The organism is Micromonospora chalcea (genome assembly GCF_002926165.1).
Taxonomy (GTDB): domain Bacteria; phylum Actinomycetota; class Actinomycetes; order Mycobacteriales; family Micromonosporaceae; genus Micromonospora; species Micromonospora chalcea.
Window position 1 is genome coordinate 149,849 of record NZ_MAGP01000001.1, and the last position, 20,205, is coordinate 170,053.

At 73.0% G+C, this 20,205-nt stretch carries 13 protein-coding genes and 3 riboswitches; of the genes, 11 read left to right on the top strand and 2 right to left on the bottom strand.

What is annotated here, in order from left to right; genetic code table 11:
- Positions 1-54: 54 nt before the first annotated feature.
- Complete coding sequence (locus BAW75_RS00230) at positions 55-639, top strand: hypothetical protein (protein WP_104112210.1); 585 nt, start codon at positions 55-57, stop codon at positions 637-639.
- A 109-nt stretch (positions 640-748) separates the two neighbouring features.
- On the opposite strand, the gene BAW75_RS00235 is transcribed toward BAW75_RS00230, so the two are convergent.
- A complete protein-coding gene (locus BAW75_RS00235) occupies positions 749-1,348 on the bottom strand; it encodes a TetR/AcrR family transcriptional regulator (protein WP_064445449.1) in 600 nt (199 codons plus the stop codon).
- Between the two features lie 129 nt (positions 1,349-1,477).
- Between BAW75_RS00235 and BAW75_RS00240 the strand changes: the two genes are divergently transcribed.
- Complete coding sequence (locus BAW75_RS00240; RefSeq protein ID WP_104112211.1) at positions 1,478-2,635, top strand: alkane 1-monooxygenase; 1,158 nt, start codon at positions 1,478-1,480, stop codon at positions 2,633-2,635.
- A gap of 227 nt (positions 2,636-2,862) precedes the next feature.
- Positions 2,863-4,578 (top strand): tetratricopeptide repeat protein, encoded by a 1,716-nt coding sequence (locus tag BAW75_RS00245; protein ID WP_244205974.1) that lies wholly within the window; start codon positions 2,863-2,865, stop codon positions 4,576-4,578.
- Between the two features lie 92 nt (positions 4,579-4,670).
- Here BAW75_RS00245 and BAW75_RS00250 read toward each other — a convergent pair whose 3' ends face one another.
- On the bottom strand, positions 4,671-7,010 hold the full coding sequence (locus BAW75_RS00250) for a lysylphosphatidylglycerol synthase domain-containing protein (protein ID WP_104112213.1): 2,340 nt from the start codon (positions 7,008-7,010) through the stop codon (positions 4,671-4,673).
- A gap of 119 nt (positions 7,011-7,129) precedes the next feature.
- On the opposite strand from BAW75_RS00250, the gene BAW75_RS00255 reads away from it, so the two are divergent.
- From BAW75_RS00255 to BAW75_RS00290, 8 genes are all read left to right on the top strand, one after another.
- Positions 7,130-7,786, top strand: coding sequence for a DedA family protein (locus BAW75_RS00255; RefSeq protein WP_104112214.1), 657 nt, complete (start codon positions 7,130-7,132; stop codon positions 7,784-7,786).
- 39 nt (positions 7,787-7,825) lie between these two features.
- Positions 7,826-10,366, top strand: a complete 2,541-nt coding sequence (gene mgtA / locus BAW75_RS00260) for a magnesium-translocating P-type ATPase (protein WP_104112215.1) — start codon at positions 7,826-7,828, stop codon at positions 10,364-10,366.
- 102 nt (positions 10,367-10,468) lie between these two features.
- The gene (locus tag BAW75_RS00265; protein ID WP_104112216.1) at positions 10,469-12,061 is read left to right on the top strand and encodes a beta-1,3-glucanase family protein; all 1,593 of its coding nucleotides are present in this window, start codon (positions 10,469-10,471) and stop codon (positions 12,059-12,061) included.
- A 112-nt stretch (positions 12,062-12,173) separates the two neighbouring features.
- A riboswitch (cobalamin riboswitch) is annotated at positions 12,174-12,392 on the top strand.
- 116 nt (positions 12,393-12,508) lie between these two features.
- The gene (gene metE / locus BAW75_RS00270) at positions 12,509-14,758 is read left to right on the top strand and encodes a 5-methyltetrahydropteroyltriglutamate--homocysteine S-methyltransferase (protein WP_104112217.1); all 2,250 of its coding nucleotides are present in this window, start codon (positions 12,509-12,511) and stop codon (positions 14,756-14,758) included.
- A 120-nt stretch (positions 14,759-14,878) separates the two neighbouring features.
- A complete protein-coding gene (locus BAW75_RS00275; RefSeq protein ID WP_104112218.1) occupies positions 14,879-16,513 on the top strand; it encodes an Ig-like domain-containing protein in 1,635 nt (544 codons plus the stop codon).
- 214 nt (positions 16,514-16,727) lie between these two features.
- The gene (locus tag BAW75_RS00280; protein WP_104112219.1) at positions 16,728-17,888 is read left to right on the top strand and encodes an alkaline phosphatase PhoX; all 1,161 of its coding nucleotides are present in this window, start codon (positions 16,728-16,730) and stop codon (positions 17,886-17,888) included.
- Positions 17,889-18,101: 213 nt separating this feature from the next.
- A riboswitch (cobalamin riboswitch) is annotated at positions 18,102-18,225 on the top strand.
- A gap of 98 nt (positions 18,226-18,323) precedes the next feature.
- Positions 18,324-19,367, top strand: coding sequence for a peptidase (locus BAW75_RS00285; RefSeq protein ID WP_104112220.1), 1,044 nt, complete (start codon positions 18,324-18,326; stop codon positions 19,365-19,367).
- A 68-nt stretch (positions 19,368-19,435) separates the two neighbouring features.
- The gene (locus tag BAW75_RS00290) at positions 19,436-19,888 is read left to right on the top strand and encodes a hypothetical protein (RefSeq protein ID WP_208635149.1); all 453 of its coding nucleotides are present in this window, start codon (positions 19,436-19,438) and stop codon (positions 19,886-19,888) included.
- 106 nt (positions 19,889-19,994) lie between these two features.
- A riboswitch (cobalamin riboswitch) is annotated at positions 19,995-20,110 on the top strand.
- Positions 20,111-20,205 lie beyond the last annotated feature (95 nt).

Below are 20,205 nucleotides of genomic sequence, written 5' to 3' on the forward strand. Positions count from 1 at the left end.
CGCCGGCAGGGCCCTGCGCCAGCATCAGGAACCGCGACGAGGTGAGGAACGACAATGATTTCCCGGGTAGGCGTCGGCGGCTGGTACCGAAGCGTCTTCGTGTGGATCGAGGTGTGCCTGCTTGCCGCGTCGCTCGGTGTGGCAGCCCTGGTCACCTCGACCACCCCGAGGACGGACCCGGCAGTTCTCCGCCAGGAGATCCTGACCCGGATGCGTACGACCCTCGAGCAGGCGGACCCGAAAGATCATCAGCACGCCGGGCACACCGCCCCACAGGCGCCGGCCGGAGAGCAGGCGCCGCCGGCGATCGTCTGCGGAGTCCATGTCTACGGTTACGAGCCCACCGGGGCCGCCACACTGGCCGACGTCGAGACGGTCTACGGCTTCCACCTCTGCGGCGTCGCCGAACAGAAGCGCCACTGGGACGGGGCGGTGAAGCTGGTCGGCCCGGTGATCATGGACATGACCACCCAACCTCCCGGCATTCAGGTGGTCGAGGCGACCGCCGACGTCAGGTTCGTCGACCGGCTACGGGAGATGTTCCCCGACAAGTACGAGGAACTGGCGCTCAGGGAGGCGTTGCCCGCATCGGAGATGGCCGACCTGCGACGCCGGTACGACGCCGCCGCCGGCCTCTGACCACGCCGGACGGCCGACACCCGCCGGCGGGCAAGCGGCCTGGCCGGCAGCAGATCGTCACCGGAGGGGATGCTCTCCTTCCGCCGTCTGTGGCAGCTGTTGCGCCGGTTCACGCCCGCGGCGGGTCCAAAAAGCGTTGTGCCAGATCGGCGAGGGTGTCGGCGGTGGTGTCGACGGGCGCGGTCGGCAGCACGATGTGGCTGACGACCAGTCGCGCGAGGGATTCGGCGCCGACGGTGACGTCATCGGCCGGCACCCGGGGCAGGTGCGTGCCCGCCCACTCTCTCAGCACCGTGACGGCGGCGGCCAGGGCCAGGTCGGCGCGGGTGGTCAGGTAGGGGAGCAGGGCGTCGGTGCCTCGGGCGCTGTTGAGGACGGTTTTGACCAGCGGGTCGGTGCCGGCCTGCGTCAACACGAACGTGACCGCGGCGTGGACGGCGGCCCGCACGTCGCCGCCGTGTGCGGACAACGCCTCCCGTACGCCGTCCGTGAACCGGTCGATCTCGCGGTGTGCGATGGCCTCGCCGAGTCCGGCCTTGTTGGTGAACTCGTTGTAGAGCGTCTGCCTGCTCACGCCCACGCGGGCCGCCACGTCGGCCATTCGTACCGCGTCCCAGCCGCGGTCGATCGCCAGGTCGCGGCCGGCCTTGAGGACCGCGTCGCGCAGGTGGCGGCGCGCGGTGTGGCGATAAGGCGGAGGGTCGACCATGGTGCGCCGAGTCTATCGACTGGACACATGCGCCTTGCATGCCCACCAAATTTACGCGGGGCCAGATATTGTCAAGCATGGGTATCCGTGTGACAGTCGACGCAGCGCTCGACACTCCGGAGGCGGCACATGCAGACCTCGATCGATGCTCCAGCGGTCGCCGCCGGTTGGCATGACGGCAAGAAGCACCTGTGGCCACTGGCTCTTCTCGTGCCGGTGCTGCCGTTCCTGGCGTACGCGTTGTGGCAGGCCGGCGCGGGACCCGCTGCCTGGTGGCTCACCCCGGCGGTGGTCTTCGGACTCATCCCGGTCATCGACGTGCTGCTCGGTGACGACGGGGAGAACCCGCCCGACGACGTCGCCCGGCGGTTGCAGGAGGTCCGTTACTACCGCTGGATCACGTTCCTGTTCCTGCCGGTGCAGTACGCCGCCCTGCTGCTCGGAGCATGGGTCTGGACGCGTGGCGGCCTCGGTCTCGCCGGCGCCGCCGGCCTGGTCGCCACCATCGGAATCGTCAACGGACTGGCCATCAACACCGCACACGAGCTCGGCCACAAGCGCGAAACGGTCGAGCGGTGGATGTCGAAGATCGCGCTCGCGCCCACCGGGTACGGCCACTTCTACGTCGAGCACAACCGCGGACACCATGTCCGTGTCGCCACACCGGAGGACCCGGCCAGCGCCAGGCTGGGGGAGAGCTTCTACTCGTTCTGGCCACGTACGGTCTGGGGCAGCCTCATCTCGGCGTGGCGGCTGGAGACCGGCCGCTTCCGGCTGCGGCGCAAGAGTCCGTGGACGCTGCGCAACAACCTGCTCAACGCCGGGCTCATGACCGTCGTGCTCTTCGCCCTGCTGATCGCGGTGTTCGGGTGGCGGCTCGTGCCCTTCCTGCTCCTACAGGCGATCGTCGGCTTCTCGCTGCTGGAAGCGGTCAACTATCTCGAGCATTACGGACTGTGCCGCCGGCGCACGGCCACCGGCCGCTTCGAGAAGGTCGACCCACGGCACAGCTGGAACAGCGACCGCGTCGTCACCAACGTGTTCCTCTTCCAGCTGCAACGCCACAGCGACCACCACGCCAACCCGCTGCGCCGCTACCAGACGCTGGGCAGCTTCGACGTCTCGCCGCGGCTGCCCGGAGGCTACGCCTCGATGGTGTTGCTCGCTCTCGTTCCGCCGCTGTGGTACCGGGTGATGAACCCGCGGGTTCTGGCGCACTACGGCGGCGACCTGAACCTCGCCAATCGCAACCCCCGCGCCGAGGCCCGACTGCGACGCCGCTACTAGACCTCGGCCCTGCGGCGCGAATTGCGAGCACCCTTCTTATTTACATCGACCGGGATTACGCTCTGGGCCAGTCCTGAGGTGGATCACATCGGAGGTTCCTATGAGGAGAATGACCGTCCGTCGCACTTCTGCGCTCCGCCTGGTGTCGGGCGCACGCCGGCTGTGGATCGAGTGGTGCTGGTAACTGCCGGTCCGGCGGGCGCTTCCGGGCGCCCGCCCCTGCGGCGGTGGGCCCTGCGGTGACCGGCGGGCCGGAACGTTACGACTGCCACCGCGACCACGGGCCGTACGCCGGGGTCTCGGTCTTTCTGGGTCGGGTCGCCGCCGACCGGCCCCGCCTGGCGGCCCGGCACGCGGTCGAACTGCGCGCGATCGCCCCCCGGCTCGATCCGGCGGCCCGGCCGGCCGCCGAGGAGGAGCCCATCCGCTTCCACCCCGCCCGCCGTACCGCCTGCCTGGCCTACGGCGCGGCGGAGCTGGTGGCGGCCTGGGCCGGCACGCTCCGGCGGCCGGTGACCGTCCGGTTCGATCACGTCGCCAGCGCCGACGAGACGACCACCGAGCTGCTGGACGCGCTGGCCCGCCGGCTCGGGCCTTCCCCGGTGCGCCTCGACCTGCGCGACGAGGGCGCCCCCGACCCGGCGCCCGACGGGCGCACCCCGCAGGCGCTGCGGCGGGCCCTGGGCGACAGCCTGGCCCGCGGCTACTACCACCACGCGGCCCGGGTCGCCCGGCGCGGGCGGGCGACGGTCACCCCCGACGGCGACCTGCGGCACTGGTGGGCGTTCACCACCGGCCTGGCCACCGCCCTGGCGGCCCTGAACCGGGCCGCCGAGGCGCTCGACCTCTACGACGAGGCGCGGGCCGTCACCGACGATCCGAAGATCACGATGTCGGCGGCGTACGCCACCGCCATGCTGCACGCCCGGCACCTGCCGGCGGCCGAGCAGGACCCGGCGCTGGCCCGGCAGTGGCTGGAGCGGGCGCTGTACCTCGCCGCCGAGCTGGCCGACCCACGCCAGCGGCTGTTGTCGACGGTCTTCTACGAGCAGGGCCTGGCGCTGCTGGACAGCCGGGCCGGCCGGCCCGACCAGGCGCTGCGGCTCGTCGACGACGGAGCGGGGCGGCTGACGGCCGCGCTCGGGCCCGGCGAACGCCCGCAGGACCTGGCCCGGCTGCGCCACAACCGGGCGCAGGTTCACCTCGCGCTGGGCGACCCGGCGCGGGCGCTGGCCGACCTGGACACCGTGATCGCGCACGACCCGGACAACTGCGAGTACTACGTGGACCGCGCCGCCCTCTACCGGGCGGCGGGCCGGACCCGGGCCGCGATCAGGGACTACGACGCCGCCATCCGGCTGGGACCGCACCTGCCCGAGGCGTACTACAACCGGGCCGTGCTCCACCAGGAGCGGGGCCGCCCCGAGCGGGCGCGCGCCGACCTGGAGCGGGTGCTCGCCATCGAACCCGGGCACCTCGACGCCCGGATCGCCCTGGTCAACCTGCACGTGGAGCGCGGCGAGCTCGACGCCGCCGAGGCCGGCGCACGGGCCGGGCTGGCCGGCGCTCCGCACGAGCCCGCGTTGCTGTGCACCCTGGGCCTGATTCTCGCCGAGCGCGGCCGGCCCGCCGAGGCCGACGAACTGCTCACCCGGGCCCTGAGCGGGGACCCCGAGCTGGTGGAGGCGTGGACGAACCGGGCCGCCGCCCGGTTCGAGCGCGGCGACGTGGCCGCCGCGCTCGCCGACCTGAACCGGGCGGTGGCGCTGTCGGAGGCCCCCGTGCCGCGCTACAACCGGGGCACGGCCCTGACCCGGCTGGGTCGGTGGGACGAGGCGGCCCGCGACTTCGCCCATGCGCTCGCCCAGCCCGGCCTGGACCGGGCCCTGCGCCGGGATCTGCGCGCGGAACTCGCCCGCTGTCGCCGGGCGCTGGCCGGCTGACCCGGCCGGGCGTAGCTCGGGAGACTGCCGAAGACGCGCGGATCGCCACTGCCGCTCCGGCCCCGCCCACGATCGCCCGCCGTCGCCGACGTTCACAGCAGCCGGCGCCGGGTCAGGAGCCGGAAGGCCAGATATCCCGGCGGTACCGGGAGCCAGAACGTCGCGAGACGGTAGATCAGGGTGCCCGCGACGGCGGCGTCCAGTGGCACTCCGTAGAGCAGCAGACCGGAGACGAGCGCGGCTTCGGTGGCGCCGAGCCCGCCGGGGGTGGGCGCGGCGGACGAGACACCCTCGCCGACGAGGCAGACCAGGATCACCGGGGGCAGGTGGACCAGCGGGACCGGGCCGGCGGCGATCAGCGCGACGTAGAGACAGAGGCCATAGGTGAGGGTGAGCGCCGTCGACGCGACGACGAGCCACCGCAGCCCGTGCTGGTGGCGCAGTTCGCGCAGCGCGGTCACGACCTGGCCGGCCGCGGCGCGTCCACGCCGCCGGACCCGGGGTACGGCGAGCACGCCGGCGAGGACCAGCAGCACGGCCAGGGCGCCCAGTAGCAGCGGCAGTGCCCTGGCCGCGTCGTGGGTGAGGATGCGGGCGGGCTGGCGTGCGAACGGCAGCAGCACCGGCAGCAGCAGCACGACGGACACCACGCCGGCGGCGCGGGAGACGGCCACGGCGGTGCCCGCGTCAGCGGCGACGAGTCCCTTCTGGTGCAGGTAACGCAGGCTGAGCGCGGCGCCGCCGAGGCTGCCGGGCGCCAGCCGGTTGGCGAACGACGCGGCCACCTGCACCAGGGTGGCCTCGCCCAGCGGGACCCGGCCGGCCGTGGCCAACCGGAGCACGAGACCGCTGAGCAGGTAGGTCAGGGCGGAGCCGAGCAGCGTCGCGGCGACCGCTACCGGGTTGGCGTGCACGATCAGACCCAGGGCGGTGCGGATCTCGCCGAGCTGGGGGAGCAGCAGGTGCACGACCAACCCCAGGACCAGCAGCTCCAGGACGGTGCGGCGGCTGATCCGGACCACCTTCGCCGCCGGGCGGTCGCGGTCCGGGCTGCGTCGCAGGATCTCCTGGCGAAGGCTGTCGAGCATGCCGGGCCGGGCGCGCAGGGCGGTCCGGCCGGCGCGGGACAGCACCGCGGGTTGCAGGAACGGCACGCTGTCCGCGACCGCCGCGACACCCAGGTGGTCGATCGCCGCATCGACCACGCCGGCCGGGTCGACCCGGCCGGCCAGGGCGACCATCAGCTCGACGACGTCGCGGGCCCGCTGCTCGGCCGAGGCGTCGTCGGCGCCGAAGCCCAGGTCCACCAGGTAGACGTGGTCCCGGCCGACGAGCACATTCGCGGCCCGCAGGTCCCGGTGCGCGATGCCCACCCGGTGCAGACGCGCCACCTGGTCCCAGGCGTCGCGTACGGCGGCAAGCGGAACCGGCCCGACGACGGCGTCCAGCGGGGCGGCGTCGATGAACTCCTGCACCAGCACGGCGTCGCCGCCGGGCGCGGCGGCGGTCGTGACGACGGCCGGTATCCGCACGCCGGCACGCGCGGCGAGCAGGGTCAGACAGGTCTCGTGTTCGCTCTGCTGCCGTGCGCTCAGGTACGGCGGCGCGTCGGCCACGTGGCGGTAGCGCATCCGCCGGTAGAGCTTGTAGACCCAGTCCGCGTCGCGTTGCTCGCCACCGGTCACCTTGACGAACAGTCGCCGACCGCCGGTGGTGACCGCCTGCCACGGCTGCGAGCCACGGGCGTCGCCGTGGATCGGCGCCAACCATGCCACCTCGATCCCGCGCCGCCGCAGCGTCGCCCGCAGTGCGGGCACCGACCGTTGCGGCCCGACCTCGCCGACCACGAGTCGGGTCAGACACACCGCGAGCCAGCCGACGAGGACACCGCCGGCCACATCGATCGGCAGATGCGCTCCGACGTGGATCCGCGCGACGGCGACCAGCCCGATCACCACCCAGGCGGCGCGGCGCCATCGGGGGCCGCCGGCCCGCGCGGCGACGAGCGCCAGGGCGGTGGCGACCGCGACGTGTCCCGACGGGTACCCGAGGCGTCCGGTGATCGTCTCGCGCAGGACCACGTCGGTGAACAGCGCCGCGGGCCGCTGCCGGGCGACCGCGGCCTTGACGGCTGTCGCGAGCCAGTACGCCAGATTCCCGGCCAGCAGGAGAGTCCACGCGGCGCCGATGCGGCGTGCGATGACGGCTGCTGCGGCGGCGACGAACACCGCCGGGTACGAGCCGAGCTGCATGACCAGGACCAGGACCGGGGTCAGCCCGGCCGGAAGGTGGTTGAGCAGGGTGAACAGGTCCTGCTCCCAGCGAGGCACCCGGTGGCTGCGTACGGCCGCGCTGAGCGCCGCCAGAAGGCACGCCGAGACGGTCAGGCTGACCAGCAACGCCGGCGACGGGCGATGCGTACGCGCTCCCACCGGTCCTCGGCCGCCCCTCGTCCGGCACCGTCCCTGCCGTCGACCCGAACCCTACGGTTCGTCCGCCCGCGGGAGGCGCTTCTCTCTCACCGGCCACTCTCCGGGGGGACAATCATCGGGTGGACAGGATCCTGGCGGTGCTCGTGGGGCTGCCGCCGCTGCTCGTCCTGACCCTGGTGGTCGTCCTGCCGGCCCTGGAGTCCTCGACGCTGCTCGGGCTGGTCGTACCGGGTGAGACAGCGATCCTGATCGGCGGGCTGGTGGCCCACGGTGGCGCGCTGCCGCTGTGGGCGGTGGTGGCCGCCGGCGCGGCCGGGGCCTGCCTCGGTGACCAGGCCGGGTACGCCCTCGGCCGCCGCTACGGCGCGGGTGTGCTCGCCCGCGCCCCGCGAGTGCTGCGCCGGCGCCTCGACATCGCGCGGGCCCGCCGCCTGGTCGCCCGCCGCGGGGCGTGGGCGGTGCTCATCGGACGCTGGGTGGCGGTGCTGCGCGCCGTGGTTCCCATGATCGCCGGCGCCGGTGGGATGCGGTGGCCGGTGTTCCTGCGGGCGAACCTGGCCGGCGGGCTGGTGTGGGCGACGGCCGTGGCGCTGCTGGGCTACCTGGGCGCCGCCTCCTACCGCTATCTGGAACGGGAACTGGGCATCGGGGAGTGGGCGCTGCTGGCCCTGATCGGCGTCGGCGTGGCGCTGCGGGCGTGGCAGAGGGCACGGCGCGAGCCGGCCGACGGTGAGCGGGGAGGCCAATCACCCGCGCGCGGTGGGGCGGATCGGTAGCGTCACTCGTGGGGGTGGCCGGCGACCGCGGAGTGCGCAGTGGGGCGAGCAGAAGACGGGCGCGCGGCGTTCTGGGCCGGGCCGCTGCCGCAGGCCGTGGCCGCCGTCGGTGCCTCCACGGCCGGGCTCACCGGTGAACACGCCGCCGCCCTGCTGCGCGAGCACGGGCCCAACCGGGTCGACGCGGGCGCCAGGCGGGGCTGGCGGCTCCTGCTGTCGCAGTTCATCAGCCCGATCATCCTGATCCTGATTGCCGCGACCCTGCTGTCGATGGCCGTCGGGGATCTGATCGACGGCACCATCATCCTGGCCATCGTCGCGGCCAGCGGCGGCCTCGGCTTCTGGCAGGAACACGCCGCCGGGCGGGCCGTCGACGCGTTGCAGGCCCGGGTCCGGGTGGACACCGAGGTGATCCGCGACGGGCGTGAGGTGTCCGTACCGGTCGAGGAGGTCGTCGTCGGCGACCTCGTGGTGCTGCGCGCCGGGGACGTCGTGCCGGCGGACTGCCGGATCGTTGAGGCGGAACGTCTGCAGGTCGACCAGGCGGTGCTTACCGGCGAGTCGTTCCCGGTACCCAAGTCGGACGACCCGTCGCCGCCGGACGCGGAGCTGACCGCGCGCGGCAACGCGCTGTGGATGGGTACGCACGTGGCCAGTGGCACCGCGCGCGCGGTGGTGATGCGCACCGGCCGCGACAGCACCTTCGGAGCGGTGTCCCGCCGGGTCGCCTCCCGCCCCGCCAGCACCGGCTTCCAGCGCGGGCTGACCCGCTTCGGGCTGCTGCTCGTGCGGATCATGGTGGTGCTGCTGGTCGGCATCTTCGTCGCCAACCTGCTGCTGCACCGCCCGGTCATCGACTCCCTGCTGTTCTCGCTCGCCCTCGCCGTCGGGCTGACCCCGCAGATGCTGCCGGCGATCGTCGCGGTCAGCCTCTCCGCCGGCGCCCGTGCGATGGCCGCGCACCGGGTCATCGTCAAGCGCCTCGAGGTCATCGAGGACTTCGGCGCCATGACCGTGCTGCTGACCGACAAGACCGGCACCCTCACCGCCGGCACGGTCACCCTCACCGGCTGCCTCTCGGTCGAGGGTGAGCCGGACGCCGAGGTGGCCCGGCTCGCGAGGCTCAACGCCGGCCTCCAGCGTGGATTTCCCAACCCTGTCGACACGGCGATCATGAGGGGGCAACCACCCGCCAACCCGGGCACCCGCATCGCCGAGGCGCCCTACGACTTCACCCGCCAGCGCCTGTCCCTGCTGGTGCGCGACGGAGACGAGCCGATCCTGGTCACCAAGGGTGCGCTACGCGCGGTGCTCGACGTCTGCGCCACCGCACGCACCGCCGCGGGCACGGTACCGCTGGACGAGGTACGCGAGCGGGTCCTGCGACGGTTCGCCGCGCTCAGCGACCAGGGTGACCGGGTGCTGGGCCTCGCCGTGCGGCCCATGCCCGGCGCCACCGCCGTCGCCGTCGCCGACGAACGGGAGATGACGCTGGTCGGGCTGCTCGCCTTCCAGGACCCACCCCGCGCAGACGCCGCCGCCGCCATCCGCCGGCTCGCTGACATGGGCGTCACGGTCCGACTGGTCACCGGCGACAACCGGCACGCCGCCCGGCACGTCGCCGCCAGCGTCGACCTCGCCGGCGAACCGCTCGTCGGCGCCGACCTCGCCGCCTGCCCCGACGACCAGTTGCCGGAGCGGATCGCCGACGTCACCGTGTTCGCCGACGTGGACCCGCTGCAGAAGGAACGCATCCTGACCGCGCTGCGCCAACGCGGCGACGTCGTCGGGTTTCTCGGCGACGGCATCAACGACGCTCCCGCGCTGCACGCCGCCGACGTCGGCATCTCCGTCGACACCGCTGTCGACGTCGCCAAACAGGCCGCGGCGATCGTGCTGCTCGACAAGAACCTCGACGTGATCGCCGACGGCATCCGCCTGGGCCGCCGCACGTTCACCAACACCTTGAAGTACATCCGGGTCAACACCAGCGCGTCCTTCGGCAACGTCGTCAGCATGAGCATCGCCGCGCTCCTGCTGCCCTTCCTGCCGCTGCTGCCCCGTCAGGTCCTGCTGCTCAACTTCCTCTCCGACATCCCCTACACCACCCTGTCCACCGACCACGCCGATGCCGAGCAGATCCAGCATCCGCGTACCGTCGACGTCCGGACCATCCGCAGGTTCATGCTGGTGTACGGCTCGATCAGCATCGCCGTGGACCTCCTCGTACTCGGCGCCCTGCGCTGGTGGTGGCACGTGTCGACCGACGTCTTCCGCGCCGCCTGGTTCGTCCAGTTCACCGCCACCGAGATCATCGCGCTGCTGGTGCTGCGCTCCAATCGGAGTTTCCTGCGCAGCCGCCCCTCCGCCGCGCTCGCCGGCACCGGACTGTTGCTCATCACGGTCACCGTCGCGCTGCCCTTCAGCCCACTGTCCGGGCCACTCGGACTCGCCGCGCTCCCGCCGGTGGTGCTGGCGGCCCTCGCCGCGGTCACCCTGGTCAACGTCGCCGCCAACGAGACCGCCAAGCACGTCGTCCCGCCGGACCCGACCGCCGCACGGCCGGTGCCCCGCGCGTGACGGTCTCGCGTCCATCGGTGATCGCCTATTGACAAACAATATTAACAATTGGACCCTGCTGAGAGAGCGCTCTCCCGTCCCTGTCTCCAGCGAGGTGTCGCCATGCGTCTTCGAAGAAAGCTGCTCGCCGCCGCGTCCGCACTGCTCGCCGGGCTCGCGGGCACCGTCGTCGCCACGCCCGCCCACGCGGTCGGACCGGCGTTGCTACCCGTCACCGTCACCAACACCACCGGTCGCACCGACCCGGTCTACCTCTACGTCATCGGCGTCCAGCTCTCCTCCGGCCGGCTCGGCTACGTCACCGCCGGCGGCGCCTTCGTGCCGTGGAGCGGCGGGCAGATCCCGCCGTCGCCCGCGCCGGACGTCTCCATACCGGGCCCCGGCAACGGCGGCAGCACCACGATCCAGTTCCCCCGGGGCTTCTCCGGCCGGGCCTACTTCGCCCTCGGGCAGAAGCTGAAGTTCTTCCTCACCCCGGACGGACTGGTGCAGCCCGCGCCCTGGGCGGCCGGTGACGCGAACCGCGACATCCTCTTCGACTGGAGCGAGTTCACCTACAACGACTCCGGGCTGTGGCTCAACAGCTCCCAGGTCGACATGTTCGCGATCCCGCACGCGGTCACGGTGACCGGCGCCAACGGCGTCACCAAGCGCACCGGCGACGTGGTGGCCAACGGACGCAACGCGGTCATCGACGGCATCCGGGCGCAGCCGGGCTGGGCCAACACCGTCCACACCCGCTCCGACGGGACCGTGCTGCGCGTCCTGGCCCCGGGGAAGGCGGCCGGGGCCGGCCTGTTGAGCACCACCTACCTGGACTCCTACATCGCCTCCGCGTGGAACGCGTACACCACGAAGACGCTGACCGTGGCGCCCTTCGCCGACCAGCCGGCCATCCGGTACTACGGCCGTACCTCGGGCAACACCATGACCTTCACAAACGGCAGCGGCCAGGTGGTCGCCTCCTTCAACCGGCCCTCCTCGGCCAGCGTCTGGGGATGCGACGGCGACCTGCCCGCGCCGAACGACCAGGTGGTCGGCCCGATCTCGCGCACGCTCTGCGCCGCCCTCAACCGAGGCACGCTCGGCACCATCGACACCCAGCCCAGCACGAACGCCGCCGACTTCTACCGCAGCAACCCCACCAACCAGTACGCCCGCCTGATCCACGCCAACATGACCGACGGCCGGGCGTACGCGTTCGCCTTCGACGACGTCGGCGGATTCGAGTCACTGGTGCACGACGGCGACCCCCGTTCGGCCGGACTGATCCTCAGCCCGTTCACCGGCGGTGGGGGCGGCAACCCGACCACCGGGGTGCCCGTGGTCAGCAACTGGAACAACAAGTGCATCGACGTGCCGAGCTCCAACTTCGTCGACCGCGCGCCGCTGCAGATGTGGAACTGCAACAACACCAACGCGCAGAAGTGGACGTTCAGCGGCACGGCGCTGAAGAGCCAGAACAACAAGTGCATGGACGTCGACGCCGGGTCCACCGCCAACGGGGCGGTGGTGCAGCTCTACACCTGCAACGGCACCGGCGCCCAGCAGTTCACCCTGAACTCGGCCGGGGACCTGGTCAACCTTCAGGCCGACAAGTGCGTCGACAGCAAGGACCGGAACGGCAGCGACGGCGCGAGGCTCCAGCTCTGGGACTGCACGGGCACGGCCGGCCAGAAGTGGCGCAAGGGCTGACCGGCCCTGCGACGGGGGGCGGGGGCCGACCACGAGTCGCTCCCGCCACCCGCCGCGACGGCTCGCTGTCCCGCAGGGCGGACGCGCCGACCACGTCGGCTCACTGCCCCATACGATGGACAACGGTGCTGGTTCGCCGTGCCCGTGAAGGGTGTGGCGTCGTAAGAGGGAACCCGGTGTGAGTCCGGGACTGCCCCGCAGCGGTGAGTGGGAACGACAGCCGTCATCGAAGCACTGGACCGTGAGGTCTGGGAAGCGACGGCCAGTAGGTGACCGGGTGGATCCGGTCGCGCCCGCGAGTCCGAAGACCTGCCCGCACCGCGCGCACCGTCCGGTGCGCGCCGCCGACGGTCGCTCGGGACGGCCGGTGCGGAAGCCGGTACGCCGTCTGTACCCCTTCCCTCCCCGCCTCGATCGGCCTCGTGTGCTTCGAGGGAAGGGATCTCCATGAGTACCGCATTCGGTCAGAGCACCGTGCTGGGCTATCCACGTATCGGGGGCAACCGGCAACTCAAGAGGGCCGTCGAGGCCTACTGGGCGGGCCGGATCGACGCCGAGGAGTTGGCGGCGACCTCTGCCGCGCTACGGGCGAAGGTGTGGCGGACGCTGCGCGACGCGCGCCTGGACGCGATCCCGTCCAACACGTTCTCCTACTACGACCACGTGCTGGACACGGCCGTCGCCGTCGGCGCGATCCCGCGCCGGTTCGCCCGTCTCGGCCTCGGCGACCTCGGCACCTATTTCGCCATGGCCCGGGGCGTCGATGCCGAGCCGGCGCTCGAACTGACGAAGTGGTTCGACACCAACTACCACTATCTGGTTCCCGAGATCGGCTCCGACACCACCTTCGCGGCGAATCCCGACAAGGCGCTGCGCGAGTACCGCGAGGCCCGCGAGCTGGGAATCGACAGCCGGCCGGTGCTGGTCGGGCCGGCCACATTCCTGCTGCTGGCCAAGCCCACCGAGGCCCGCGGCGAACCGTTCGACCGGCTGACCGACCTGGTCGACGTGTACGCCGGCATCCTGCGATCCCTCGCCGCGGCGGGCGTGCGATGGGTGCAGCTGGACGAACCCGCCTACGTCGCCGACCGGAGCGCCACCGAGATCGACGCGCTGCGGGAGGCGTACACCCGGCTCGGCGCGGTGGAACAGCGGCCGGCGATCTTCGTCGCCACCTATTTCGGCGAGCTCGGTGACGCGCTGCCCGCCCTGCTCGACACGCCGGTCGAAGCGGTCGGCGTGGATCTGGTTGCCGGGCCCGGCAACCTGCGGCGGCTGGCCGGTGCGGGAGCACTGCGCGGCAAGACGATCGTGGCCGGCCTCGTCGACGGCCGCAACGTCTGGCGTACCGACCTGCGGGCCGCCGTGGCGGCCGGTGCCGCCGTCACCGCCCTCGCCGACCACGTCGCCGTGTCCACCTCGTGCTCGCTGCTGCACGTGCCGGAGGACCTGTCCGCCGAGACCGCTCTCGACCCGGCGCTGCGTCAGCGGCTCGCCTTCGCCCGGCAGAAGGTCGATGAGGTCGTCCGGCTCGGCCGCGCGCTGCGCAACGGCACCACGTCCCTGCCCGAGCCGCTGCCGCCCACCCCTGCCGCCTGGCGCGACGACACCGTACGCGGCCGGCTCGCCGCGCTGCGCGCCACGGATCGGCAGCGCGGCGCGTACCCGGAGCGTGCGGCGGCACAGCAGGCCCGGCTGAACCTGCCGCCCCTCCCGACCACGACCATCGGATCGTTCCCGCAGACCGACGACCTGCGCCGCGCGCGTGCCGAGCACCGGGCCGGGCGTCTCGACGACGCCGCCTACACGCAGCGGATGCGCGCCGAGGTCGAGCACGTCGTCCGGCTCCAGGAGCGGCTGGGCCTGGACGTGCTCGTGCACGGCGAGCCGGAACGAAACGACATGGTCCAGTACTTCGGCGAGCAGCTGGACGGGTTCGCCGCCACCGAACACGGCTGGGTCCAGTCCTACGGCTCCCGATGCGTGCGTCCGCCCGTCATCTACGGCGACGTGGCACGCAGGGCGCCGATGACCGTCAACTGGTCCACCTACGCGCAGTCGCTGACCGACCGGCCGGTCAAGGGCATGCTCACCGGCCCGGTCACGATCCTGGCCTGGTCGTTCGTCCGCAGCGACCAGCCACTGGCAGACACCGCGGACCAGGTCGCGCTCGCCCTGCGCGACGAGTGCCGTGATCTCGAGGCAGCCGGTATCCGGGTCATCCAGGTCGACGAGCCGGCGCTGCGTGAGACGCTGCCACTGCGCAGGGCGGAGCAGAAGGCGTACCTGGACTGGGCAGTCGGGGCGTTCCGCCTGGCCACCTGCGGAGTCGCCGACGACACCCAGATCCACACCCACCTGTGCTACTCGGAGTTCGGGGAGGTGATCACGGCCATCGACGCCCTCGACGCCGACGTCACGAGCATCGAGGCATCCCGCTCCCGGATGGAGGTCCTCGACGACCTCGCCGCGATCGGATACCGCCGGGGTGTGGGGCCCGGCGTCTGGGACATCCACTCACCCCGGGTGCCGTCCCACGACGAGGTCGTCGGCGCGCTGCGCCGGGCCGTGGCCGCGGTGCCGGCCGAGCGGCTGTGGGTGAACCCCGACTGCGGCCTCAAGACGCGCGGCTATCCCGAGGTCGAGGCGTCCCTCCAGCACCTGGTCGCCGCCGCGGCCGAGCTGCGCGGACGCTGAGCCGCCGGCCGGGCGGAACGCCGCGCCGTTCCGCCCGGCCCGGGCCCGGTTCAGCCCTTGACAGGCCGTGCCCCGAGCGCCGAGGCTGCATGAAGTGATGTATGTCGATGTTACGGGGGCATGATGCGACGCAGGATCTTCGCGCTGGCTACAGCAGCCGCGGTCGTCGTCGGCGGGGCCATGACGATGGCGCTGCGGCCGGCCTACGCCGCGACGGCGTGCACGGTGGACTACACCATCACCCGGGAGTGGTCCAGCGGCTTCTGGGCCGAGCTCACCGTCACCAACCTGGGCGCTCCCGTCACCGACTGGTGGCTGCGGTTCCGGCAGGCGAACGGTCAGACGATCACCATGGGCCTCGACCGGCTGCCGGACGGATACACGCTGGGCAGCGGCGAGATGTATCCGATGACCATGCTCCGTCCGCCGGCGGGATCCACGCTGCCGACCGGCGCCTCGGTGACGGTGCGGTTCGGCGGCAACTACCAGGGTGCCGACCCCGAGCCGACCGACTGGGTGTTGAGCGGCCAGCCGTGCGACGGGGACGGCGCCGACCCGACCGGCTCGTCGCCGCCGCCGGCCTCGGGGAGCCCGCGGCCCAGCCCACTGCCGGGCGGGCCGTCGGTGGCGCTCACCTCGCCCCTGCCCAATGACTTCTTCGCCGCGCCGGGCGTCATCCCGATCCGTGCCGAGGCCACGGCGGCGCCCGGCCGGCGGATCGAGCGGGTCGAGTTCCGGGAGCGCGGCAGGCTGCTCGCCGTGGACACCACCGCGCCGTACGCGTTCGACTGGCGCGGCGTGCCGCCGAACAGCGGCACCCGCCTCACCGCCACCGCCTACGACAGCAGCGGCGCCCAGGCCGGCGCCGAGGTCCGCGGCATCCGGGTGCTCCCGCCGCAGGCACCCGGCGACGCGCCTGCGCTGAAGGCGTTCGGCAACCGCATCCTCACGGTCGCAGCCAGTCCGAGGCCGTACCGGCCCCGTGGAATCATCCGATCGGCCGCGCCCGGCGAATGCGCATGGGGACCGATCCACTGGGACGGCCCGGTCGACGACGCGTCGGTAGGCGCGCTGCGGGCCCGCGGCGTCAACGCGGTACGGGTCGTGCTGAGCGACGCCTGCTACGCCTACACCGGCAGCCCTGCCGACAGGCAGAACCGGGTCGGCTACCTCGACGAGGCGGCCCGGTACGTCGACCGGCTCGTCGGGGCCGGCATCACACCCGTCGTGTCGCTGCAGCAGAGCGACATCTCCGCCACCCGCACGTTCTGGAGCGCGGCGGCGGAGGTGTTCGGCGACGACAACGCAGTGGTCTTCGACATCTCGCCGTACGACTTCCCGGCGGCCGGCGGCACCGATCCCGCGGCGGTCTGGACCTGCTGGCGCGACGGCGGATCCGAGTGCGCCGGCGCCGGTCTGCCGAACTTCGGCGTGCAGGAGCAGATCCGCCTGCTTCGCGTCCAGGGCTCGTTCGACCTGGTCCTCGCCGCCGGGATCGACGGCGGCAACGATCTGAGCCGGTGGCTGGAATATCGCCCGGCTGACCCGGACGGCCGCAGCGTGGCCGCCGCCTGGCGCGTCGACGACCGCTCGGCCTGCGCCACGCCGGCCTGCTGGCGGTCCACGCTGCTCCCGGTCGCCGCCCAGGTGCCGCTGGTCGCCACCGACGTCAGCGCCGGCTCGGGGGCGCCGACGTTCGTACCGCGGACTGTCGCCTGGCTCGACCAGCACGGCATCGGCCACCTGCGCCGGTGACCGGGGGAGGGGAGGTCGCGGCCGGAGGGCCGGTCAGACGGCCGCGCGCGCCCACTGCTGGTTGGTGCCGCTGCCTCTCCTACCCGTACGACCCCTCGACCGGGTCGGCGTGGGCGGGACATCGCACATCGAGCCGTCCATCGACGTTCATCCAACAGATCGGCGTGCGTAAGCTCCGCACGGTCGGATCCATGGAACCTACGGAGGAGGTTCCATGGATCGTCGAACGATGTTGCGGGCCACTGTTGTCGGTGCGGGCGCTGTCGCCCTGCCGTTCACGGCGTGGTCGGCGGCGTACGGAGCCCCGGCACAGAACGCGGCGGGGCCCTACGGCGGGCTTCAGGCAGCCGACGCCAACGGCATCCAGCTGCCGGCCGGGTTCACCAGCTCGATCGTCGCGCGGTCCCGGCGGACGGTGCCGGGGACGTCGTACACCTGGCACGACGCCCCGGACGGCGGCGCCGTGTTCCCGAACGGCACCGGCTGGATCTACGTGTCGAACTCCGAGGTGTCGGCCGGTGCGGGTGGCGGCGCCTCACGCCTCGTCTTCAACTCCAGCGGCGCCGTGGTCGGGGCGTCGCGGATCCTCTCCGGCACCAACAACAACTGCGCCGGTGGGAAGACACCGTGGAACACCTGGCTCTCCTGCGAGGAGGTGTCCCTGGGCCGGGTCTTCGAGACGTACCCCCTCGGCGGGACCGCGGTGGCGCGTCCCGCGATGGGCCGGTTCAAGCATGAGGCGGCCGCGGCCGACCCGGTCCGCCGGGTCGTCTACCTGACCGAGGACGAGACCGACGGCAAGTTCTACCGCTTCGTGCCGGCCACCTGGGGCGACCTGTCCGCCGGAACCCTCCAGGTCCTCCGCGCCGGTACGGCCACCTCCGGCACGTTCACCTGGGCCACGGTGCCCGACCCGGACGGCTCGCCCACCCCGACCCGGCAGCAGGTGTCCGGCGCGAAGACGTTCAACGGTGGCGAGGGCTGTCACTACGCGGACGACACCGTCTGGTTCACCACGAAGGGCGACAACCGCGTGTGGCAGGTCAACCTGGCGGCCGGCACGTACGAGCTCGCCTACGACGACAACCTGGTCAGTCCGGGCACCCCTCCGCTGACCGGCGTCGACAACATCACCGGGTCCACTGCAGGTGACCTCTACGTAGCCGAGGACGGCGGCAACATGGAGATCTGCATGATCACGCCGGACGACAAGATCTCGGTCTTCCTGCGGATCACCGGACAGAGCGGTTCGGAGATCACCGGGCCGGCGTTCACCCCGGCGGGGGACCGGCTGTACTTCTCCTCGCAACGCGGCACGACCGGCTCGTCGTCCGGCGGCATCACCTACTGCGTCACCGGTCCGTTCCGCCGTTGACCGGCTCCCGGTCCCGCCGGCAGTGACCACACGGTGAGGGACGCCCGGTCCTCACCGGGCGTCCTTCACCGGCGTGCTCCACGCGGACGCGCCGGGACGACGGCCTCTCAACGTCGGGGTGTGAAACCGCCGATTCCGCCGGCCGTCACGGCACGTGGCCGGTTCCTGGCGCATTGACATCGGCGCACCGGCCACAGCAGACTGTCGCGACAACTCAACCACCGCGTGTACGTGCGGGGGAAGACCGGTCGAAATCCGGCGCTGGCCCGCAACGGTAGGCCGCCCAGAGAACTCTGCGGCGGCGAGCCCGAATACCCGTCGTACGCGTGCAACCGCTCCCCACCCGTCGTGGCCCACGGGTCGGAGTCCCGGACGGCCCCGCGTACTGCGGTCGTCCGGGCTTTCGACGACCGCCGGGCCGGAAAGGCGCTTCCGATGGTCGTCCGCCGAAGCCGGCACCGCCTGCTCGCGCTCCTCTGCGGCGTACTCGCCGCTCTCACCCTCACCGCACCGGCCGTCGCCGCCCCCGGGCGCGCCGCCCTCACCCGCCCGGAGGCCGCCGCCGGCTGGCTCGCCCGGCAACTCGTCGACGGCGAACGCTTCGAGGCGGTCTTCGACGGTGTCGCCTACCCCGACCAGGGGCTGACCCTCGACGCCGTGTTCGCCTTCGCCGCCGCCGGCGTGGCCGACGACCACGGCGCCGGCGCGCTGGCCTGGGTCACCCGGCCGGACATCCGCGACGGCTATCTCGGCGACGGCGTCTCCGAGGCGTACGCGGGCGCGACCGCCAAGCTCGCCCTCGCCGTGCAGGTGCGCGGCGGCGACCCGGCCGACGTCGGCGGGGTGGACCTGATCGCCCGGCTGCGTTCGCTGCAGACGCCGGCCGGCCGGTTCAGCGACCGGTCCGCGTACGGCGACTACAGCAACGCGTTCAGCCAGTCCTTCGCGCTGCTGGCGCTGGACCGTACGGCGGCCGGGGCGCCTCCGGCGGCGGCCGCCTGGCTGGCCGGCACCCGGTGCCCGGACGGTGGCTACCCGCTGCTGCCCGCCCAACCGGTCTGCACGTCCGACGTGGACGCCACCGCGCTCGTGACGCAGGCGCTGCGCGCCGCGGACCGTCCGGCCGACGCCGCCGCCGGGCTGCGCTGGCTGGTGTCCGTTCAGCGTGCCGACGGCGGCTTCGCCAACGCGGCCGGCACACCGAACGCCAACAGCACCGGCCTCGCCGCGCAGGCCCTGCGCGACGGTCACCGGCTGCCGGCCTGGGCGCGGTCCCGGGCGTTCCTCGCCGGACTCCAGGTCGGCTGCGCCGGGGCGCCCGCCGACCGGGGCGCCGTCGACTTCGACGGTGGCGGCTTCGACCCGGCCACCGCGCCCCGGGCCACCGCCCAGGCCGTCCTCGGTCTCACCGGGATCGGGTACGCCCGTCTGTCCGCCGCCGGCGCCGACCCCGGCGCACCGGTGCTCGCCTGCCCGTGAACCGCCTCGCCGCTCACCCGATCACAGGAGGACCCGTGTTCCGTCACCGTCCCACCGCCCGCACCTGGATGGCCGGCCTGCTGGCCGCCGTCGTGGCCGGCGTCGCGCTGACCGCAGTCGAACCCGCGCCCCGGTCGGCGCACGCCGCCGCCTGCGCCGGCACCTCGGGAGTCACTGTGGTCGTCGACTTCGCCGCGCTCGGCGGCGGCGTACAGGTCGCCTGTGCGCCGGGCGATCCGGCCACCGGCCTGGCCGCGCTTCAGGCCGCCGGCTTCACCGTCACCGGCACCGCCCGCTGGGGCCTGGCCTTCGTCTGCCGGATCAACGGCAAGCCCACCGCCGCGACCGAGCCGTGCGTCAACACCCCGCCGGCCACCGCGTACTGGTCGTACTGGCACGCGTCCAGCGGTGGCTCCTGGTCCTACAGCACGTCGGGGGCGACCGGCTACAACCCCGCGCCGGGCAGCGTTGAGGGCTGGTCCTTCGGCGCCGGCTCCCCGCCGAGCATCGCCGCTCCCTGACCCGCCGGCTGCGAACGGTGTGACCAGCGGCGCGCCGGGTACCGGCAGCTGCTCTGGCGTCGTCGCGCGCCCGGGCGGTACGGTGTCGGCACCCGGTGCGCCGGGCACAACTGCATACGTCCCGTGTGGGGGGAAGCCGGTTCGAAGCCGGCGCTGACCCGCAACCGTGAGCGAGAGTCCCTTTCGCGAGCCGGAATGCCCCGCCCGGGACGAGCGGCTTCCACTGTCGAGGTCTACAGGGTGAAGTCCGGGCCGCCGAGGTCCGACCACCCCGCCCACCGCAGCACGCGGAGCGGGGTGTCCGTCTCTCGGGGTGC

What these genes read in the sequence shown, in the direction of transcription:
- BAW75_RS00265 (WP_104112216.1), top strand. Translation starts at nt 10,469, where the DNA reads ATGCGTCTTCGAAGAAAGCTGCTCGCCGCCGCGTCCGCACTGCTCGCC.
- BAW75_RS00280 (WP_104112219.1), top strand. Translation starts at nt 16,728, where the DNA reads ATGGATCGTCGAACGATGTTGCGGGCCACTGTTGTCGGTGCGGGCGCT.
- BAW75_RS00290 (WP_208635149.1), top strand. Translation starts at nt 19,436, where the DNA reads ATGGCCGGCCTGCTGGCCGCCGTCGTGGCCGGCGTCGCGCTGACCGCA.
- BAW75_RS00285 (WP_104112220.1), top strand. Translation starts at nt 18,324, where the DNA reads ATGGTCGTCCGCCGAAGCCGGCACCGCCTGCTCGCGCTCCTCTGCGGC.
- metE (WP_104112217.1), top strand. Translation starts at nt 12,509, where the DNA reads ATGAGTACCGCATTCGGTCAGAGCACCGTGCTGGGCTATCCACGTATC.
- BAW75_RS00275 (WP_104112218.1), top strand. Translation starts at nt 14,879, where the DNA reads ATGATGCGACGCAGGATCTTCGCGCTGGCTACAGCAGCCGCGGTCGTC.
- BAW75_RS00240 (WP_104112211.1), top strand. Translation starts at nt 1,478, where the DNA reads ATGCAGACCTCGATCGATGCTCCAGCGGTCGCCGCCGGTTGGCATGAC.
- BAW75_RS00235 (WP_064445449.1), bottom strand. Translation starts at nt 1,348, where the DNA reads ATGGTCGACCCTCCGCCTTATCGCCACACCGCGCGCCGCCACCTGCGC.
- BAW75_RS00230 (WP_104112210.1), top strand. Translation starts at nt 55, where the DNA reads ATGATTTCCCGGGTAGGCGTCGGCGGCTGGTACCGAAGCGTCTTCGTG.